The following is an 18376-nucleotide window of genomic DNA, read 5'->3' as shown; positions in this document are numbered from 1 at the left end:
TATTGGAAATCCACATCAGATTCTGGCGAATTTTCAAATCATTTAAATAGTATAATCTACACTTATTTTTAAATATGAAGAATACTTTCTCCCGAAGTCTCTCTAAAAAACAGGTAATGAGTACAGACGGAATGGTCATCGGCACAATAAGAAACATAATGGTAGATCTGGATTCAGGACAGGTCGACAGTCTGGTAGTAAAACCTGAAGCAGGTTTTGACTGTTCCGGGTACGCAGTGGACGGCGATCGTCTTTTTATTCCTTTTGAAGCTGTAAGGGATATCAGGGATTATATTGTCGTTGACCGCTATCTTTCAAAACAGTAAAGGAAAATATTTTCTCACACTTTCTGAAAAACCATCACCATACTTTTTTGTGCTGACATAATCCGCAGCTTCAGCAGCCCCTTTCTGGCCTCCCGCAACTGCAACACCTATTCCTGCCTGCCTTATCATCTCAATATCATTGGAAGAGTCCCCAACCGCCAGAAAATCGCAGGCAGGAATTTGTAACTCCTCTGCGACCTTTAAAAAAGTTGTTCCCTTGTTTACGCCTTCAGACTGGATATGTATTGCAAATCCCGAGTCCAGAATTTTTACAGGAAGGTCTGCCACAACATCCGCCACCTCTTTCGGGCTGACATTATGTGCAAATGCAATGTCTGCAAAGCGGTATTCCGGACTGTAAAGCTCAAGTTCAATTCCCTTTTTAAAATAGTAATCCTTTAGCCTTTCATACGCAATACGGCAGGCGGTTATATCTCCGCACAGCTTCTGCTCACCGGCATATTTTATTCTGTATACGCCCCCGTTTTCAGATATTATTGTCCCGTCTGTTCCAATCATCTTACAAAGAATTGTCAGTGAGCATACTGTATTTCCGCTTGCAAGAACTACAGGGATTTTATTATCTAAAAGAGTCCTTATGACCGATATCGAATCCAGATTAATTCTCCGGTCTTTATCTGTAATTGTTCCGTCAATGTCACAGATAAGTGCACGCGGTAAAAAATAGGGGGATTTGTTCATCTATATTTTATGTTAAATCATATAGATTTAAGACCTGCCATTTCAACAACAAAGGCTGCTTCACCTTCAGGCTGGTCCGGACTGTCGACAAGTTTTGCCACCCTCTTTCCGCCTTTGCTCTTTCTTAAATATACACGGAATTTGGAAGCGTGGCCTACAATGTTCCCTCCGGTGGGCTTTGTCGGGTCACCAAAGAACACAGCGGGATTTGACTGAACCTGATTTGTCACAATTACTACCGAATTGTACTCTTTTGCAAGTTTTGCAAGATCATACATGTATTTGTTAAGTTTCTGCTGACGTGCGGAAAGAGTGCCCCTTCCGGCATACTCGGCCCGGAAATGTGCCATAAGAGAATCTATGACAATCAGGCGTACAGGTTTATCAGTCTCCTTAAGTTCGGATGCAAGTTCGCGTATACTGTCAATTAAAAGCATCTGGTGATCTGATGTGAATGCCTCTGCGACATGAATGTGCTCCAGAAATTCCTCAACAGGCGGAATCTCCATATCAAGCTCGAGACCTTCGACCATCTGACGAATTCTCTCAGGTCTGAAGGTATTTTCAGTATCGACATAGACCACAGAGCCGTTAAGCCCGCCATACTCAACAGGAAGCTGTGAATTTACTGCCATCTGATGGGAAATCTGACTTTTCCCCGAGCCAAATTCACCGTAGAACTCAATAATGGACATTGTCTCAAGTCCGCCGCCCATAAGTTCATCAAACTCAGGAACAAGTGTACTGAGTTTTTTTACGTTCTTTCTCTCCTCCAAAACAACAGTACCTGTTCTGAACCCGCCGATGTCAGCCATCTTACGGGCTTCCTTTATCATCTTTTTAGCGGTTCCCTCTCCAATTTCGGCAGCCTCAGCAAGGTCTGCGGAGCCTGCGGTTGCAATACCCTCTACAGTGCAGTATCCTGCATCGCGAAGTTTATCAGCTGTTGTTGGCCCGACACCGGGCAGATCTTCAATCTCATGTTCTGACATTTTTTCTTACACCTCAAAAGAACATTATTACAATTCTGTTGGAATTTTTCTTATATAGTAGCATACCGCGTGTAGTGAAAGTGTATATTCAATAGAAAAATAAGATTATTTCACATCAGGAAAAGGTCATTTTTCCTCTGAAAATTTCTCCTTTAATGAATCCAGCCTTTCATTTAAAGGCTGATAATCATAAAGAACAGCAGATGAGGATTCCACGCAGATAATATGCCCTGACTTCTTTCCGCAAACTTCAATCTCCTCACCCGGCCTGAAAGTCCCGCCTTTTAATAAAAATTTAGAATTATCATTAACAAGGAAGATTCCGTCAGGAAGCTCTGTTACAATCCCCTCTGCACTAAAATATACGCCATCACCTTCTGCCTTTTCATCCGGAGACACAATGCATGTGTTGTACCCCGCATGAATCTCCAGACCCCAGGAGATACCCCCATAAGCAGACGTTTTTACCTGACAATTGTAGAATGTTACAATATCTCCATCAAAATGCGGTTCTTTTGCATGGCCGCCCCACAGGACAAAAGGTATTTTGCCGGTATCATCAGACAAAATTCCTTTTCTGAGCCACAGGATAGTCCCGTCATCACGTAAATATCCCGAAACAGGTTCTATTTCATCAAAAACCACACTGATGCTGCAAAAATCACCAGGGTTTACTTCTGAAATCTTTTTAAAACAGGGACTTATCACTTCATCCGATAATTCAAAGGATGAATCATCTCCGGTTGAATATTCCTTAAATAATGACGGTCTGGGTACAGCCCCTGATATATTCACAGTCATCCCGGCGGATATATCTTTAATTTTATTTTGATCCCAGACAATAATCCTCGCAAATCCCCCCGCCTCATATACAAAAAGAGTTGTTTTAAAAGCAGGAGTGTCATTTTTTCTTCTGTATTCAGTCGTTTCACCAATTTTGAGAATAAGAGCCTTTAAGGAGCACGGTTTTAATGTCTTAATTCCCCTTTCACGAAGACAGACCTCTGCATCAGCTCTCCTGAGATCAACGACATTTACATTTGAGATATTTTTGAACCTTACCGCAACCTCAAGGATATCTCCGGGATTTATCTCTTCTGCAGCATATGCTCTTTCGTCCCAGAATACCAAAACCACCTCTCCGGTATCATCGCCTGCGAGAATACGTCTTAGCAGACCGGGACTCTTATCAGACCGGATGAAATCTTTTAGTGGTTCTTTCTCAATAACCTTACAGAAAAAAGAGTTTAGTGTTGGTTTGGGGTTTAGCTTTGATATTTTTGGATGCAGACGTCCGTGTCTTCGCACAACCTCTGCTGCCGCAGATTTTTCTGACTCATCATCATCAGAATCAGGATTTATTGCATATACTGCCTCTTCAAACTCATCCCATTTCAGGATATCATCTACGAGTGCGTAATATGCCCTCAATCTTTTACCTGCCTTTATTTTTCATGCCAGGGGAGTTTCTTCATCGTATTTAAGATGTCAATTACTGACTCGCCCCTGCGCATCAGACCTGATCTGTCATCAAATACCATAACCTCAGGACATCGCGGACGGCAGTTGTACTGTGATGCCATTGAATAGCCGTATGCACCGGCGTCTAAAATTGCAATAATATCCCCATCCACAACTCCGGGGAGTTTTCTGTCAGGTGCAATGATGTCACCTGTTTCACAGATAGGCCCTGTCACAGTGTATTCGCCCTCAGGTTCATCTTCTGCCCTGTTGGCAACAATTACCTCATGATATGAATCATACATTGCAGGGCGCAGGAGAAGGTTAAATCCCGCATCGACATTGACAAATTTTTTATGTGCTGTTTTTACTGAATTCACTTTTGTTAAAAGAACTGTTGTATCCCCGACAAGATTTCTTCCGGGCTCAACCCACAACTGTGGCTTTATTCCAAGTTTGCTTATGCCTTTTAAGAAAACAGGCATTACCGCATCCGCATACTCTTCAGGTGTGGGTGCAGTCTCGGTTGTATGATTGTATGGTATCCCGAGACCTCCGCCAATGTCAATAAATGCGAGACGAACACCAAGGTCTGTCACCTCACCGGCGACTTTCACAAGTACCTCTGCCGCCTTTGCAAAAGGCACAACATCAAGAATCTGTGAGCCTATGTGGCAGTGCATGCCGACAGGCACAACATTCTCGCATTCCATTGCAGCACGGTATGCATCCTTAATCTGATCTGCAGGAATTCCAAACTTGCTTGTTGCAAGGCCGGTTGCAATTTTAGGATGTGTAGGCACTTCTATTGCCGGGTTTATCCGGAATGATACTTCGACAATCTTTCCCGCTTCCCCTGCGATCTCGTTTAACTGCCTTAATTCGTCAAAGGAATCAAGAGACACCTTTACATCCTTTTCAACAGCAAGACGCAGATCATCCTTTGTCTTTGAACTTCCGTTGAAGAGAAGTTTTTCAGGAGGGATTCCGGCAAGAAGCGCCATGTGAAGCTCTCCTGAGGAGAATACATCCGCACCTGCACCAAGCTGTGCGAATATCTTCATAATTGTCAGATTCCCGTTTGCCTTTGCGGCATAAAGCATCTGAACATCAGAATAGTGCTGCTTTAAAGCCTCATCATATCTTGTGAAGTTATTCCTTAGTCTCTCTTCGTCTGTTACAAACAAAGGTGTCCCGTACTCTTCGGCAAGCACATTGCAGTCGTGCTTCCCTATATACAGGTGTCCTTCTCTTACAGTCAGATGCTCAGGTAATTTCATCAGAATTCAAGCCCCCTCATACGCTCAATTGCCTCTTTTATTCTTTCAGCATCACGGGTGATTGCAAATCTCACATATCCGTCTCCGTTTTTGCCGAATCCCACGCCGGGTGTGACAACAATTCCTGCCTCATTTAGCATTTTCTGTACAAAATTCATGCTGTCATCCACTTTTAACCAGACATAAAATGTAGCCTTTGGAGAGTTTACATCAAACCCGAGACTGCGAAGTCCTGATACAAGAATATCACGTCTTTCCTGATAAACCCCACAGGCGTCTGCAACACACTGCTGGGATGATGTGAGTGCTGTAATCGCAGCTCTCTGAATTGCATCAAATGCTCCGGAATCGACATTTGTCTTAACACGCCCGAGGCCTGCAATCGGCTTTTCTCCTCCAACTGCCATACCGATACGCCATCCTGTCATATTATAGGTCTTTGAGAGGGAGTGCATCTCCATTCCGACTTCCTTTGCACCGTCAACCTGCATAAATGAAGGCGCTTTATATCCGTCGAATGTTATCTCGGAGTAGGCATTGTCATGAACAGCAACAATATTGTTCTCTTTTGCAAATTCAACAACCTCTTCAAAGAATGAGAGGGGCGCTGTTGCCGCAGTCGGATTGTTTGGATATCCAAAAAACAGCAGTTTTGCTTTTTTGAGAACATCGCCAGGGATATCATCAAAAACCGGGAGAAAATCATTGTCCTCAGTCAAAGGCATTTCATGCAGTTTTCCTTCAGCAAAGAGAGTTGAGGTCTTATACACAGGATATCCGGGATCGGTTGCAAGCACATAATCGCCGGGGTTTACAAATGCCTCGGGAACATGTGCAATACCCTCTTTTGAGCCGATAAGCGCCAGAACCTCTGTTTTTGCATCAAGAGTTACATTAAATCTGTTTTTATACCATTCACAGACAGCCTCACGGTACTCAATCATTCCTGTATAATCAGGGTAGTGGTGGGTTGAAGAGTCACGTGCCGCTTCGCAAAGAGAATCCACGATATGTTTTGGTGTGGCAAGATCAGGGTCGCCGACACCAAAATCAATCACATCAACGCCCTCCGCTCTTTTCTGTGCCTTTAATGCATCTATCTGGGCAAACAGATAGGGTGGAAGATTATCCAGACGTTTCGCATACATTATCCATACTTTTTGACCTGATATCTAATAATATCGCTCTTCACCACCAGGTTTTTCACAGATTTGTAAGCTATATCATATAATCATCTCATCTTTCAAAAAAAAAACTCACATTAGCTAATAAAAATATATATATCCAGAAATAAGTGAATATAATTAAAGATAAAGACCGGCGGCTTTTAATTTATGAAATAATCCGCAAATAAAAGAGAGGAATAAAAAAGAGGCGTTGATTTTGAACAGATGTGTAAACAAATTGCGGCCTGATATCATACAGGAGGAAATTTCGCCGGAAGATGCCGTGGAATATATCAAAAATAATACCTCAGAGATGTATGAGATGCCTGAAGGTTTTACAATAAAGGGCATTACAATTCTGGGAAACCCTCCTCTCTACGTTGGACTCAAATTAAAAAAACAGGAGATAATCTTCTATTTCAAAAAACCATGCTTCACCACATACTTAATGAAGGTAAAAGGAACAGATGAGGATTTTTCAAAAATAAGAGAGGAAGGAAAACTCATATTGAACTGAATATGTCAGAATCAGCTTAAAGGAAATAATCAGAATCAATCAGAAAAGGAACTGTTTTAATATGTTTTTAGAAGATATCAGGGCATTAAAAATCAAAGGAAACTGTGTGGAATACATAGATGATCCCGTGGCACTTGAAGGTAAAGTTACGATATATGTCAATAACAAACCGGTATCCGTCCAGGTAGCAAGCCTTTCTGAATTAAATGAACTTGGAGCAGGATATGTCATATCGGAAGGGATCTCAGATATAATCTCATCAGTAAAGACTGACGGTACAGATATCTATGTTTATGCAGAAGATCCAAAATTTTCCGGAAAAGAGATCTGCTCTGCCGGAGGATTTGGATATTCCATCCGTCCAAAGAAGGTCTCATCAGAAATAAAAATAGATTCCAGGGATATTATCCGGGCCACAGAGGAGATTGTTACAGATGTCTGGAAAAGAACAGGCGGAGTTCACTGTTCTGTTCTTTTCAGAAACGAAAGTGTCATAACAAAAATGTCTGATGTGGGACGGCACAATACACTTGATAAGGCAATAGGTTTTGCCGCCTTAAATAATATAGACAGACAGGAATGCTATATCGGATGTACAGGAAGACAACCTTACGGGATGGTTAAAAAGTGTGCAAATGCAGGCATACCTGTAATTATCTCAAAGGCAGCATCCACAGTCAGCGGAATAAAAATTGCTGAAGAGTCAGGAATTACACTGATATGCTTTGCAAGGGGGGAGAGATATACAATTTATTCCCACCCATGGAGAGTGACAGGAATAAAATCTCCCTGATACTTTTTTTTAAATGCCCCGTCTGTAATGCCCTTCCGTAATGCCGCCGAATGATATCTTCTGAAGCTTCTTTTTAATCCTTTCAGTCTCCCAGTGCATCTCCATACCGCCGGATGAAACAACATTTTTTGCATCAAAATATGCTTTAACAACCAGAGATGCATATTCACCACCCCTTCTTCGGCCGTCAATTGCAAGATAATCCGGTCCGGTTTCCAAAATTTCAAAGAGAGAGTCGACAAGGCAGGTTTCAGCAGAATTGTAGATATGTGTTCTGCCCTGCAGGTCGGTAAAAATCGGGAATGTATGCTCTTTTTCATCGCATATTGCATATGAAATACCTTCAGAAGAGATTCCGTCTTTAGGCTGTCTGTTAACTGCCGATGTTCTGACAAGATTATTTTCAGAGACCATCAGCTCCGCTGATCCATGCACAATATAATCTGTTTCCGTATCATTCTCTGACGGAATTCTCTCAAGTAAATCTCTTACCTGGGCACCTGTCAGTTCCTGCGAAAGTGTAACACCTGAGAATAAATCAGATACTTCTGAGACTGCCAGAGAGTTGAATATATTAAGTCCTGAAGATCCGTAAATTCTGATCTCAGGTGCCTTTTTCCGGACTGCATATGCCGCACCTAAGCTTTCGGTCATAACTCCTGATATACCAAGAACAGATATCTCATCAATAACTGAAACCACAAAATCAAGGTAGCTGTCATTTGTGATACGCGGGAGTTTCCAGATCAGAGATGCGCCTGATTCCTTACAGATATCCAAAGCAGATCTGATCTGTTCAGAAAGAACATTTTCAGGATTTGACCCGTTTATATTAACATCAGGTTCAAAGTAGATTCTTCTGCACCCTGCATCCACTGCACCTTTTATTGATTCTGTACTGTCACCATAGAATGAAATGCCGGTATTTTTCTTAAACCTCTGATCAGATCTCCTGAACCCGGAGAGTAAAGCTGATGCTTTTTTCTCAGCTTCTTTTACATCTCCTGATAAAGGAAGATTATATTCTCCCGTCTTTTCCTCAATCTCAGAGAAAAAATCCCTTCTTAATTCATTTAAAAGACTGACAGGTGCAAAGAGATCCTCAGCGTAATCTGCTGAGAACGTTGAGAGGGAATACTGGGTACCTCCGGTTTTCCCAAATATCTTCTCAAAATCAGATATCATTACTGGCCTTTTTTCAGCCTTTGCCATCTCAAAATTCGCTTTATAATCGATATTAAACCTGTGGCCAAAAACAGTCAGGGAACCTTTTAAAACCGGAGTTGCACCTTCAAAAGATAATGAGACATCAACAGGAATCTTTTCAAAAACCCCGCCGTTTCTGCCTGCAATCTCTGATGCCAGAGAGGATACCGACTGTCTTCTTGTTATATAGACCAGATCACCTTTTTCAAGCGGATATGGTGATTGGAAGTGAAAAAAGCCACCTCTGACAGAAAAGGGCGGACGCAGTTTAAAGCCGTCATCCTTATCCTTTCCCTTCATTCTGACAGAAAGACCGTCGCCTAATTCAGGGACAATAGAGCCTCTGATCTTTAGGTAAGTGTTTTTAGAACTGCTGTCACAGGATACAATATCTCCAAGGAACATACCCCGGTTATCAGGTCTGTCCTGAGACATCAGCTGCTGATCGCACTCGCCTCCAACGTAACCACCTGTAAAAAGCCTGTTGAATGCAAAAACAAGTTTGCTCTTTTCATCCTCAGAGGAACTCCAGGCACCGTTTTTAATGGCATTTAAGGCATTTCTATAGACAGATACAACGATTGCAACATAATCGGCAGATTTCATCCTCCCTTCAATTTTTAAAGACTTTACACCAAGTCCGGATATCTTTTCCAGATTGTCATAAGTGCATAAATCACGCGGAGAGAGGAGATAAGATCCCTTTGATTCAACAGGGACAGCGGACTGGATTCTGCCATAATTATCTTTATTTCCGGATAACAGCGTGTATTTTTTTCTGCAGGGCTGGGCACACATTCCTCTGTTGCCGCTTCTCCCCCCTACTAAGGATGAAAAGATACATTGTCCCGAGTAACAGTAGCAGAGCGCCCCGTGAGCAAATATCTCCATTTCGGATCTGCATTCTTCTGAAGAATTATAGATTCTCTGTATTTCAGCAGCAGAAAGTTCACGTGCAAGAACAACCCGTTTAAGATTCATTTTGCATGCCTTCACAAGACCGGGAGTGCTGTTTATAGTCATCTGGGTAGAGGCATGAAGACAAAGATCAGGAATACATTCCGATACTGCCTTAATAAGACCTAAATCCTGAACCAGCACAGCATCGACACCCAGAATATAGTAAAAAAGCATCTCATCTAATGCATCTTCCATTTCATTGTCTGCTATTAAGGTATTTAGCGTGACATAAACCTTAACGCCGCGTGTATGGCAGTAATATATTGCCCATTTCAATCCTTCATCATCAAAATTTTTCGCAAGTCTCCGTGCACCATATTTTCTTCCGCTTAGATATACCGCATCAGCACCAGCTGAAACTGCTGCATAAAGTGCCTCGACTGAACCTGCAGGAGCTAAAAGTTCCGGGATTTTATTATTTGTCATAGAATATACCGAAATTTAAGAGTTTTATTATCTTGAGTCAAACACCTGACGGCATTTTTTGTGCTTTTTTCTTTTTAGTTCATTTAAGTGACAATTATTTAACTGTGATCTCCAGACAGAAATATCAAAAATTGTATAGAGAAATATGTTCTAAATATATATAGAGAAATCTTTTGGAGAAAAAAATTTAATGGCCCTGTTCGATCAAAAAGACGGTGAAAAAGATGAGGGCGATTTTTCAGAAGAACTCAGAGAGCTAATCCTCTCTTTGGGGAATAATGACTGTAAAGTCCGTAAAAATGCTGCAATACGTCTTAAAAAAATAGGAAAACCCGCTATTTTAATCCTCTTAAAATCACTGGACTCAGATAATACAATGATTAGAACGGGCGCAGCAGAAATTCTTGGAACATATGGGGAGGCAGCACTCCCTACTCTGCTGAGACTTGTTACAACAGGAAAAGAAAGAGTCCGTGACGGAGCAGCACGTGCAATTGGCTATAACGGAAAAGATGCTTTAAAACAGCTTAAAGAATTACTATCCGATGAAAATTTCAGGGCCAGAAGGGGGGCAGTCATGTCTCTTGGATACTTTACCAGACCAGGTACTGAGATTAAAGAACTCTTAATAACCGCACTTGATGATAAAAATGAGGAAGTCAGAACACAGGCAGTAATATCTCTGGAAAATATCGGATGGATACCTAAAAAACGTGAATACCAGGCTTTATTTTATATCGTCAACGGCGATTACGATTCTGTTGTAAAACTTGGAACAGTTGTATTACCTGTTTTAAAAAGAGAGATAAACACAAAAGATAAGGCAAAAAAATTAAAAATTACCGGCATTCTTCCAAGAATAAACGAGGATGAAGCCCTCTTCATTCTGATAAATCTTCTTGATGACAATGATAAAAATATAAGACAAAAGGCAGTTGAAGCAGTTGGGGAGACCGGAGATAACCGCCTCCAGCCTTATCTTGTTAAAAAGCTAAAAGATCCCGATTTTGATGTACGCAGGGAAGCTGCCTGGGCTCTGGACAGAATTAACTGGAGACCGGATGAAAGCGAGGATAAGGCCAGATATCTGTTAATACAGGAAAAATGGGGAGATCTTCTTCAGATGAAAGAAGTTGCGGCACCTGTCCTTATAGAATCACTTAAAGACAAAAATTCCAATGTTAGCCTGAAATCAACAGAGATTCTCCGTGCAATGGGGAATATTGGATATACTGCAATTAATGAGGCACTGAAAAGTGAGGATCAAGAGTTAAAAATTGCTGCCTCAAAAGCTGCCGCCCTTATCAAAAAGAAAAATTCTGAAGCGGGAAAGCCAAAAGCGTATAAAAGCAAAAAGACTCCTGATGAAGAGGTTGAAGAGGAGATAAGGCACCATAAGGAGGCCATGTCACTCAGAGATTCCAAAAGTGAAGAATTCTGGCGTGAACTGATGCAAAAAAGCGGTCTTGACAAAAAAAGGACTTTAAGATTTTCAAAGGCACTCTCAGATGAGAGTGAAATTGTCAGGGAAACTGCCGTGGAAAGCTTAAAAAGTGCTGGTGATCCGGGAATAGAGTGTATTATTGCTCTTCTTTCAGACAAGAAAAAGAGAGTCAGAATTGCGGCAACAGAATCACTTGGTGATTTGCAGGCAAAACAGGCCGCACCCCCTCTTGTAAAGTTAACAAAAACAAAAGACATTGATCTTCGCATTAAAGCAATACAGTCACTTGGAATGATAAAAGAGCCCCAATCGCTTCCGGATCTTATTAAATTATTCCCGGATAAAAATAAGACTATCAGAAAAGAGGCATCATGTACAGTAGGCAAATTTGGCGCTGTTGCACTCCCTCTGCTCCATAAAACCTATTTAGAACCTGAAAAATTAGTCAGAATATCCGCTCTGCGAGCAGTCAGCTTAATAAATGATCCACAGTCAATATCACTTTCTGTCAGAATGCTAAATGACTCAGATTCTGATGTACGTAATTGTGCAATTAGAGCATTGAAATTTCTGAGCAAAAACATTTTCAACTCCCTTATTGATGAATCCCAGAGAATTCTGATTCAGGGAACATTTATGGAAAAAAAAGGCATAATCGCCACACTTTCAGGTATCAATGAACTCAGGGCAAAAAAAGTCATTGCTGTCTTTGAATCGGATGAAAATAAGGAAGTAAGAGATGATGCGGCTGCAGCATTGAGAGAACTGCAACCGCAGAACAAAGTAAAACCAGAAAATAGTTTAAGGATTAAAAATAAGCAGAAAAGAACCAGCATGGGAATTTCAGAGGAACAAAAAAGGATAATTTCAGATCTGAAAAGTGATGATAACACAGTCAGGATGAAAGCAGCCGAGAAGGTATTTTTAATAGGTGACGAGATGATAGCGCCCCTAATAAAATCTTTAAATCACGAAAATCCGGCATATCAGAATTTTGTTGCAGAAATTCTTACAGGTCTCGGCGACAGGGCTATAGATGAATTAATAAAAATCCTTAAAACAGGCACTCCCGGCTTAAAACTGATAGCTGCACAAAACCTGGGTAAAATTCCCGATGAAATTACAATAGATGCTCTCTGTTATGCATTATATCACGAACCCGACACAATAGTCAGAACAATTGCCACGGAATCCTTAGGATTTCTTGGAGACAGCAGATCTGTTGATGCTTTAATTTACACTGCAAATGAGGATAATAAAACACTCAGGAGAGCGGCAATAAGATCTCTGGGATATATTGGAAATAAAAAAGCAATAAAAACCCTTATCGATGCTTACAGGGATGAAGACCCACAAATATGGCAGATTGCCACAGAAGCACTCGGAAAATGTGGTAATGAGGGAATAGAAGCACTCAAATCAGCATTAATTTCAGGAGACCACTCATCTCCCAGAGAGAGAATTGCACAGGCACTTAATGAGCTAAACTGGGTTCCTGAAAAAGAGACGAGCACCATATATTACCTGATTGGGAAAAAAGAGTGGAATGAGCTTGAAAAAATAGGAAATCCTGCAATAGGCCCCCTTTCAAAAGTAATAACTGACGATGATATTGATACAAGGCTCAATGCCATAAATGTACTTGCAAAGATAGGCAGTGAAGAAGCCATAATTTCCCTTTCACAAGCACTCTGTGATAAATCACCGATGGTCAGGAAAAAGGCTGAAATGGCTATTTTAAAAACAGGCAGCCCGGCAATACCTGTACTTGAAAAAATTGTTTCAAATACCCGTGACCCCACAGAAAGAACATTTACAATGAGTATTCTCAGAAAAATAAACGAATTGGATTATTCCGCTTCCGAATAACAGACCCATGCATCATATATCGGGTCTCTGTCATTCTGAATTATTCTGGGTTCTCTTCCTGCATCCCGGCACCACTGTGCCACCTTTTCTATTTCATGTTCGGTAGCAACAGATATTACAGATATTTTTGAGAGAGAGAACAGTTCATGCACAATATCCTCCCACATCTCAGAATTGAAATTTGTTATATCTCCAAGCATAAGACCTATGCCAAGATCAGCAGGTTCACAAAAGAGCGATGCATCCGCTGCATCCAGACACATAGTCATCTCAGGAATAAGCCTCTTTTGCTGAATACCCAGAGACAAAAGCCCTGCATCGTAATCAAATGAAAGAGTTTCATATCCCATTGAGGAAAGTACAGATGTCGCAACGCCTGAACCACAGCAGAAATCCACCGCAGTTTTGCCACCTTTATCAGATATGAGATCACTTAAAAGGCTCTCTATCATCTCATACCTTCCCGGCCGGTTATCCTCAATTACACTGGGAAATTCTGCCACCATTTCATTGCAGTAATATTCTCTTATTGAACGGATGTATGCGTCTCTTTTCTCCTGGTATATTCCGCCGGCACATCCCTCAAATTTTTCAAGGATACCTATGGAAAAAGGCCGGTATAAAAATGAGGATATGAGCCATCCTTCTCCGTCATGAAAGGCCACCGCCATCGGCTCTTCATTTTCATCCACAAGAAGTCTGCCTTCATCAGACTCCATTGAGACAGCCATTTCTGTATAGCCCTCTTCTGTATGGCCCATTAGTGTAGGCTCTATACAGACAAAATCTTCAATCTCAAAAATATCAGCCGGTTTCATTTATCCCTCTCAATTTTAACACCACCAGGCGCTTTGATCGTCCCGTCCAGTCTTGATTCCTCATTGAGTGAGAGACTATGGCACTTTACGTCACCAAGAATGTGAACATTGCGCTCAATTTCAATATCTCCGGAGGTGGAATTAACAGAGCCGTGAAGAATCGTACCCTCACATATTTTTATATCCTTTTCAACCCCGAGACTGCCAAATATTGTATTGTTCTTCTCAATAACTGCTGATTGTGCACGTATATTCCCGTGAAGACGACAGTCGGGACCGATTTTCATTTTGCCAGGAACTGAGAACATATCCATGTTTAAAGTAGAGTTTGGCGGAATTATAAGAGGCAGAGGTTTCTCTTCATCATCGTCATCATCATCCGAGAAGAGTTTTTTAAAGAAATTATTGATGTCCTCCTCTTTTTCAAGACCTAATATTGTAATCAGATAAAGCATGATATATGCAATGACGGGCATCGGATTTCGTATTGATATCCATCCCTTGGCTTCAAATCCGCCATCTATCTGGACATTGTCCCCAAGATCAAGATCCCCCAGAACCACGAGACGGCCGTTTATTTTTACTCCCTCACCAAGGAATGCATCACCGTCTGTTGTTACATCCCCTGTTACCTCTGACCAGTTATCTAATCGTAAGTCGCCCCCTGCATGAATATTGCCCTTAATCTGGCAGAATTCACTTACCATCACCTCATCACCGGACAATCCGTAATCTATCCTGCATCTGTCGCCTACTATGATGATCCGGTCTGTCTTTAAGATGTGCTCCTGCAGTTCCGTGCCTTCAGGAATTGCGCACTGCCACAGCCAGTCTCCTTTTCCCTTATCCATAAAATAAAAACCGCCTGAAATAACTTTATATTTTAATATGAATTACCACATGATTTCCTATAGAAACCTGAATTTGATTTCCAGTCAGACCCTGCATGAATATTAGTTTCATTTACGTTTTATATCAAAAGGTAATGATTGTTTTTAATCAGAACAGAGAGAAAAAGATCTTTTGATAATCAATAAAATAAAGAACACAGGCAGACATCAAAAAAGTTGCATGTGCAATTCATAATTTAAAAAAATTAGATAACGGTTATCTGACAGAAGAGTTCTTCTTTACAAATACATCAATATTGATGCTTCCAATACCTGTATCACGGGTGAAATAATACGAAATCAGCCTCTTTATGTCGTCAATAACCACACCCCTGTAACCTGCATCAAAGATATCTGCTTTCTGCCTTGAAGACTGAACAAGACCATATACATCCACCCAGTAGCTCTTTTTAAATGTATATTTGGTATATCCGGAAATTTCATCTATTTTCTCACCGTCATGAAGGATCAGGAGATCATAGTCTTCAGGGCCGTTATCGGGATTATATCCATCTGCATAATAGGATACTTTTGCAGGATAATCCTCCATATAATACCATACAAACGGCCACCTGACCTCATCTGATATCACAACACGGTCTGCCGAATCCACAAAACTCATGACTGTCCGGAGATCCTCGGAATTCTGTACCTGAACAATAGGTTCGCTTATATCTGCAGGTGTAAATGCCACATGCATTGTCATTATTATCAAAAACACAACGCCTGCGGCTGATAACCATATCTTCCATCTTTGAATGTCATATACCGCAACAAAGATCATCGGAACAAGCTGGTGAAGAATTAACCATGGCACCTTCTCTCCGAGATATCCATAGACTGCAAGGGAAACTGCCATCCAGAATATACAGAATCTGGTGAATTCCCGGTTTTTATCAAATTTAACTGTATTTTTAATTTTTGATGTTATAAATTCAGGTTCATATGCTTCCACCGGTATATTTTCCGGATTTTCTTCAGATGAAACTAAGGATTTTTCATCTTCCCCTCTCCTGTACTTAAAAAAGCCGATGACCCCTGCAACCGCCAGAATCAGAATTGGCAGTTCATATAAGAGGAACAGGATTATATAGAAATAAAACGGCCCTCCAAGCCTCTGCTGCCCGTGCATTGAAGTCCAGTGCTCAATCGCCTTAATGAGGCCTTCATACAAAATCTCAGGATGCATCCCGAATGATGAATAAAAGGCAGTCATAATTCCTGTTATTATGATCAAGGATACTATCAGATCCCTCTGCCATTTATCCGGAAGTATGAATTTATCACTGTATACAAGATAGAGAATATATATTCCGAATATCAGGAGCACAATCGGCATATTCTCCTTGCATGACATTGCAAGACCTGCGGCAACAGCTCCCAAAACTGCATATTTCAACTCTTTTTTTTCAATATAGTACAGAAGTGCTACCAGAATTACAAGCGTGAAAAAGATTATGAATATGTCATTTCGGAGAAATCTTGAGAAGTATACAAGATCGGGTGAAACGGCAAGAAAAACTGCAGCTATTATCGTCTGGTTTTTGTTTAGATATCCAAGCCTGTATATGGGATATACCAAAAGAACCAGAACAGAACCCAGGGCTGCGGGCAGAATTCTTGTGATTAGATCATCTGTTCCCAAAATTCCGAAAATTCCTGCTGTTGCATAGTATAAAAACGGCCCGTGATACACAGGATCATAAGAGTAAATCCCTTCCGTTAAAAGACGAAGTGCAAACCATGAATGTATGGATTCATCATGATGCAGAAGTTTAAGATCTAAAAAGACAAAACGGAGCAAAAGCCCGGTTAAAAATATTAAAATCAGCGTCCTCTCGATTGTGAAAAATTTTCCAAATTGAGAGGATAAATTTGCGGCTCTCAACTGCCGCCTCCTTTTTAGTTTTCGAGAACTATCTCAATGCCGATGTCCTTTGGGACCTGAATGCGCATCAGCTGTCTGAGTGCACGTTCGTCTGCATCGAGATCAATTAGTCTCTTGTGTACACGCATCTGCCAGCGGTCCCATGTTGCGGTACCTTCTCCGTCAGGACTCTTGCGTATAGGAACGATGAGTCTCTTGGTCGGAAGTGGCACAGGTCCTGAGAGGTTTACACCTGTACGTTCTGCGATCTCTCTGATACGGTCACAGACCATCTCTACTTTCGCGAAATCTGTTCCGGAAAGTCGAATTCGGGCTTTTTGCATTTTTGGTCTCCAAAAAAATATTGTTCAGATAATTATCTCATCTGTTTCTGTTCAATGCTGATGCACATTCCTGCTGCAATGGTTGAACCCATATCACGGATTGCAAACCTTCCAAGCTGTGGAATGTCCTTGAAGTTCTCAATGACCATAGGCTGGACAGGGCGGAACTTGACAATTGCGGCATCTCCTGCCTTTAAGAATGTCGGGTTCTCTTCCTTGACCTGTCCTGTGCGTGGATCAAGCTTCTTGAGAAGTTCAACGAATGTGCATGCTACCTGTGATGTGTGGCAGTGGAATACAGGTGTATATCCGACTGTGACTGCACTCGGGTGCTGGAGAATTACAATCTGTGCTGTGAATTCTTCTGCAACTGAAGGTGGTGCTTCTGCAGGGCCGAGAACATCTCCACGGCGGATATCGTTCTTGCCGATACCACGGACGTTGAAACCAATGTTGTCGCCAGGAAGTGCCTGATCGTGCTCTTCGTGGTGCATCTCAATTGACTTTACTTCTCCTTCCTTGTTTGCAGGCATGAATGAGACTTTCTGTCCCTTCTTTATGATACCTGTCTCAACACGTCCGACAGGCACTGTGCCGATACCGGAGATTGAGTATACGTCCTGGATAGGAATACGGAGCGGAAGTGCTGTTGGAAGTTCAATTGCTTTGAGTGCATTGAGTGCTTCAAGAAGAGTAGGTCCTTTGTACCACGGTGTGTTCTCGGATTTTGCCGCAATGTTGTCGCCCTTAAAGGATGACATAGGGATGAATGAAATGTCTGCAGGGTTGAATCCGACCATCTTGACGAGATCAGAGATCTGCTCAACAACTTCATTGTAGCGCTTCTCTTCGTATTTGGATGCATCCATCTTGTTGATACCAACAATGAGCTGGTTGATACCAAGTGTCTTTGAAAGGAAAACGTGCTCCTTTGTCTGCTCCATTGCTCCGTCAGGTGCTGCAACAATAAGAAGTGCCGCGTCTGCCTGTGATGCGCCGGTGATCATGTTTTTGACGAAGTCACGGTGTCCGGGGCAGTCTACAATTGTAAAGTAGAACTTATCTGTGTCAAACCTCTTGTGAGCGATATCGATTGTGATTCCACGCTCGCGCTCCTCTTTCAGGTTGTCCATAACCCATGCAAACTCAAAGGAACCCTTTCCTTTTGATTCTGCTTCCTTACGGAAATTCTCAATGATGTGCGCAGGCACAGCACCGGTCTCAAACAGTAAACGTCCAACTGTTGTGGATTTCCCGTGGTCAATGTGACCGACCACGGCCAGATTCATGTGTGGCTTGTCAGATGCCATAATCA

15 protein-coding genes are annotated in these 18376 nt (G+C 41.7%); 4 read left to right on the top strand and 11 right to left on the bottom strand.

The window, feature by feature from the left end:
• Positions 1-74 precede the first annotated feature (74 nt).
• Positions 75-326, top strand: a complete 252-nt coding sequence (locus tag ACTB1O_RS09130; RefSeq protein ID WP_462994825.1) for a PRC-barrel domain-containing protein — start codon at positions 75-77, stop codon at positions 324-326.
• On the opposite strand, the gene ACTB1O_RS09125 is transcribed toward ACTB1O_RS09130, so the two are convergent.
• The 5 genes from ACTB1O_RS09125 to ACTB1O_RS09105 all read right to left on the bottom strand — a co-directional run bounded on the left by ACTB1O_RS09125 (position 315) and on the right by ACTB1O_RS09105 (position 5909).
• Positions 315-1028: a phosphoglycolate phosphatase gene (locus ACTB1O_RS09125; protein WP_462994824.1), complete on the bottom strand. Its 714-nt coding sequence runs from the start codon at positions 1026-1028 to the stop codon at positions 315-317. The two genes, ACTB1O_RS09130 and ACTB1O_RS09125, sit on opposite strands and share 12 nt — an antisense overlap.
• Positions 1029-1045: 17 nt before the next feature.
• Positions 1046-2020 (bottom strand): DNA repair and recombination protein RadA, encoded by a 975-nt coding sequence (gene radA / locus ACTB1O_RS09120; protein ID WP_462994823.1) that lies wholly within the window; start codon positions 2018-2020, stop codon positions 1046-1048.
• A gap of 126 nt (positions 2021-2146) precedes the next feature.
• The gene (locus ACTB1O_RS09115; RefSeq protein WP_462994822.1) at positions 2147-3451 is read right to left on the bottom strand and encodes a hypothetical protein; all 1305 of its coding nucleotides are present in this window, start codon (positions 3449-3451) and stop codon (positions 2147-2149) included.
• 14 nt (positions 3452-3465) lie between these two features.
• Entirely contained in the window at positions 3466-4761 is a 1296-nt protein-coding gene (gene lysA, locus ACTB1O_RS09110; protein ID WP_462994821.1) for a diaminopimelate decarboxylase, read from the bottom strand.
• Positions 4761-5909, bottom strand: coding sequence for an LL-diaminopimelate aminotransferase (locus tag ACTB1O_RS09105; RefSeq protein ID WP_462994820.1), 1149 nt, complete (start codon positions 5907-5909; stop codon positions 4761-4763). The genes lysA and ACTB1O_RS09105 overlap by 1 nt, the downstream gene beginning before the upstream one ends.
• A gap of 235 nt (positions 5910-6144) precedes the next feature.
• Here ACTB1O_RS09105 and ACTB1O_RS09100 point away from each other — a divergent pair, with 235 nt between their 5' ends.
• Together ACTB1O_RS09100 and fdhD are read left to right on the top strand one after the other, a co-directional pair.
• Positions 6145-6444: a DUF1894 domain-containing protein gene (locus ACTB1O_RS09100; RefSeq protein ID WP_462994819.1), complete on the top strand. Its 300-nt coding sequence runs from the start codon at positions 6145-6147 to the stop codon at positions 6442-6444.
• A gap of 61 nt (positions 6445-6505) precedes the next feature.
• The gene (fdhD, locus tag ACTB1O_RS09095) at positions 6506-7237 is read left to right on the top strand and encodes a formate dehydrogenase accessory sulfurtransferase FdhD (protein WP_462994818.1); all 732 of its coding nucleotides are present in this window, start codon (positions 6506-6508) and stop codon (positions 7235-7237) included.
• A 9-nt stretch (positions 7238-7246) separates the two neighbouring features.
• Here the strand turns inward: fdhD and ACTB1O_RS09090 are convergent, their stop codons facing one another.
• On the bottom strand, positions 7247-9829 hold the full coding sequence (locus tag ACTB1O_RS09090; protein WP_462994817.1) for a U32 family peptidase: 2583 nt from the start codon (positions 9827-9829) through the stop codon (positions 7247-7249).
• A 190-nt stretch (positions 9830-10019) separates the two neighbouring features.
• Between ACTB1O_RS09090 and ACTB1O_RS09085 the strand changes: the two genes are divergently transcribed.
• Positions 10020-13142, top strand: coding sequence for a HEAT repeat domain-containing protein (locus ACTB1O_RS09085; RefSeq protein ID WP_462994816.1), 3123 nt, complete (start codon positions 10020-10022; stop codon positions 13140-13142).
• On the opposite strand, the gene ACTB1O_RS09080 is transcribed toward ACTB1O_RS09085, so the two are convergent.
• From ACTB1O_RS09080 to tuf, 5 genes are all read right to left on the bottom strand, one after another.
• The gene (locus ACTB1O_RS09080; protein ID WP_462994815.1) at positions 13124-13960 is read right to left on the bottom strand and encodes a hypothetical protein; all 837 of its coding nucleotides are present in this window, start codon (positions 13958-13960) and stop codon (positions 13124-13126) included. The genes ACTB1O_RS09085 and ACTB1O_RS09080 overlap by 19 nt on opposite strands.
• The gene (locus ACTB1O_RS09075) at positions 13957-14811 is read right to left on the bottom strand and encodes a polymer-forming cytoskeletal protein (RefSeq protein WP_462994814.1); all 855 of its coding nucleotides are present in this window, start codon (positions 14809-14811) and stop codon (positions 13957-13959) included. Before ACTB1O_RS09075 ends, ACTB1O_RS09080 begins: the two co-directional genes overlap by 4 nt.
• Before the next feature lie 256 nt (positions 14812-15067).
• Positions 15068-16738, bottom strand: coding sequence for a flippase activity-associated protein Agl23 (locus tag ACTB1O_RS09070; RefSeq protein ID WP_462994813.1), 1671 nt, complete (start codon positions 16736-16738; stop codon positions 15068-15070).
• A 14-nt stretch (positions 16739-16752) separates the two neighbouring features.
• Positions 16753-17061 (bottom strand): 30S ribosomal protein S10, encoded by a 309-nt coding sequence (rpsJ, locus tag ACTB1O_RS09065; RefSeq protein ID WP_462994812.1) that lies wholly within the window; start codon positions 17059-17061, stop codon positions 16753-16755.
• A gap of 32 nt (positions 17062-17093) precedes the next feature.
• Positions 17094-18371, bottom strand: coding sequence for a translation elongation factor EF-1 subunit alpha (gene tuf / locus ACTB1O_RS09060; RefSeq protein ID WP_462994844.1), 1278 nt, complete (start codon positions 18369-18371; stop codon positions 17094-17096).
• Positions 18372-18376 lie beyond the last annotated feature (5 nt).

The sequence above is a fragment of the Methanomicrobium sp. genome (assembly GCF_055145805.1).
The sequence above is the reverse complement of the archived record's forward strand: the minus strand, read 5'-3'. Positions and strand labels throughout refer to the sequence as shown.

What these genes read in the sequence shown, in the direction of transcription:
- ACTB1O_RS09080 (WP_462994815.1), bottom strand. Translation starts at nt 13,960, where the DNA reads ATGAAACCGGCTGATATTTTTGAGATTGAAGATTTTGTCTGTATAGAG.
- rpsJ (WP_462994812.1), bottom strand. Translation starts at nt 17,061, where the DNA reads ATGCAAAAAGCCCGAATTCGACTTTCCGGAACAGATTTCGCGAAAGTA.
- radA (WP_462994823.1), bottom strand. Translation starts at nt 2,020, where the DNA reads ATGTCAGAACATGAGATTGAAGATCTGCCCGGTGTCGGGCCAACAACA.
- tuf (WP_462994844.1), bottom strand. Translation starts at nt 18,371, where the DNA reads ATGGCATCTGACAAGCCACACATGAATCTGGCCGTGGTCGGTCACATT.
- ACTB1O_RS09075 (WP_462994814.1), bottom strand. Translation starts at nt 14,811, where the DNA reads ATGGATAAGGGAAAAGGAGACTGGCTGTGGCAGTGCGCAATTCCTGAA.
- lysA (WP_462994821.1), bottom strand. Translation starts at nt 4,761, where the DNA reads ATGAAATTACCTGAGCATCTGACTGTAAGAGAAGGACACCTGTATATA.
- ACTB1O_RS09125 (WP_462994824.1), bottom strand. Translation starts at nt 1,028, where the DNA reads ATGAACAAATCCCCCTATTTTTTACCGCGTGCACTTATCTGTGACATT.
- ACTB1O_RS09105 (WP_462994820.1), bottom strand. Translation starts at nt 5,909, where the DNA reads ATGTATGCGAAACGTCTGGATAATCTTCCACCCTATCTGTTTGCCCAG.
- ACTB1O_RS09130 (WP_462994825.1), top strand. Translation starts at nt 75, where the DNA reads ATGAAGAATACTTTCTCCCGAAGTCTCTCTAAAAAACAGGTAATGAGT.
- ACTB1O_RS09090 (WP_462994817.1), bottom strand. Translation starts at nt 9,829, where the DNA reads ATGACAAATAATAAAATCCCGGAACTTTTAGCTCCTGCAGGTTCAGTC.
- ACTB1O_RS09085 (WP_462994816.1), top strand. Translation starts at nt 10,020, where the DNA reads ATGGCCCTGTTCGATCAAAAAGACGGTGAAAAAGATGAGGGCGATTTT.
- fdhD (WP_462994818.1), top strand. Translation starts at nt 6,506, where the DNA reads ATGTTTTTAGAAGATATCAGGGCATTAAAAATCAAAGGAAACTGTGTG.